The organism is Paraburkholderia sp. JHI2823 (genome assembly GCF_038900695.1).
Classification (GTDB): domain Bacteria; phylum Pseudomonadota; class Gammaproteobacteria; order Burkholderiales; family Burkholderiaceae; genus Paraburkholderia; species Paraburkholderia mimosarum.
In genome coordinates this window covers 1-1,316 of record NZ_JAYMRY010000133.1, presented here as the reverse complement: position 1 = coordinate 1,316, position 1,316 = coordinate 1, and the positions used below count along the sequence as shown (strand labels likewise).

General features: G+C 64.0%; 1 protein-coding gene. It reads right to left on the bottom strand.

What is annotated here, in order from left to right:
* Positions 1-53 precede the first annotated feature (53 nt).
* Positions 54-1,184 carry an IS110 family transposase gene (locus tag VSR34_RS37920; protein WP_036047392.1) on the bottom strand — a complete coding sequence of 377 codons (1,131 nt, stop codon included), beginning with the start codon at positions 1,182-1,184 and terminating at the stop codon, positions 54-56.
* Positions 1,185-1,316 lie beyond the last annotated feature (132 nt).

The window sequence follows — 1,316 nt, the reverse complement described above, 5'->3', positions numbered from 1 at the left end:
GCTGCGCCGCCCCCAGGAAACTGCGCTGAAGTTGATGGGCGTGGTGCTTGTCGTCAGGTGTTTGCGTATGTCCGTGGGAGAGCCAATGACATGGCAAGGTGGCCGATGTCCCAGATGAAGCCCGCAAGTTCACGGGCGATGGCGACGACCACGATGTTTCTTTGCTTGCCCCGCGCGACGAGCTTGCGGTAGCGCCGGCACAGACGCAGCTGCGCGTCCCAGGCGCGGTCGATTATGGGCTTGGGTAAACCTTCATGACGGGCCTGAATTTCCCTGCTCAATCGGGCGGGATGGTGGTAGCTCCAGGCTGCCTCGACCAGGAGCTTTCTGGCGTAACTGTTGCCGGTCTTGGTGATGCTCCCCTGCCGGCGTTTGCCTCCTGATGAATGTTCCGACGGCGTCACACCAAGCCATGCCATCAGTTGGCGCGGGTGTCCGAAGCGCGACAGGTCGCCCAGCTCCGAGACCATCCCGATGGCCGTAACGAACTGGATGCCGCGCATGGCCTGCAGTGCCAGTACCACGGGATAGAATCGCCAGGTGGTGACTGCGTCCCGCAGGGCGGTTTCGAGACGTTTGCACTGTGCGAGCCGGTCTTCGATGGTGCGCCGGTGCTCCTCGAAGGCGAGCTGCTGCCAGGCGCTGGGAAAGGAGCAGCGGGCGAGCCAGCGCAGGTGAGGCTCGCCCCAGTTGGCGGCACCGGTATAGTGGACACCATGCGCGAGCAGGAAGGATTTGAGCCGCTGACGGGCCTGACGCAGATCCTCGCGGGCAGCGCCCCACGCGCGGGCAAGATCGCGGAATGCCTCGTCCTCGACGCTGGGCACGTGGACGGCGGTCAGGTCGCCCGCGCGCAGGGAGCGGACCAGCTTGACGGCATCGCGCCGGTCGGTCTTCACACGTTCGCCGGGTTTGCGAGGGATCAGTGACGGTGCGCAGACCATGCAGTCGAAACCTTTCTGGATGAGCTGCCGGCAGAGACCGTAGCCGCACGGGCCTGCTTCGTAGACGACGCGTACGTGCCGCGCCTTGGACTGCAGGCGGCAGCACAGGCGATCGATATCAGCCCCCGTGGTCCCCGTTTTGCCGAACAGTTCGACTTCGCCTGCATCGATCGCGTAGGCAGCCGTGATTGAGTCCTTGTGAACGTCAAGTCCGATGTAGATCGTGCTATCGTTGCGCATGCTGGCCTCCGTCTCGGAAATCGCCGGGTGTGGGCCCTGTCCACACCGTGCGGCTCTGGCAGTCATGCTAACCCGCGTTTGACTTCCTACGGCAGGCCAGCCTCCGCCTCACGGAAAATCATTCTGACTTAC

Bases quoted from the DNA above. Each gene is read 5' to 3' on its own strand.
- VSR34_RS37920 (WP_036047392.1), bottom strand. From the start codon at position 1,184: ATGCGCAACGATAGCACGATCTACATCGGACTTGACGTTCACAAGGAC.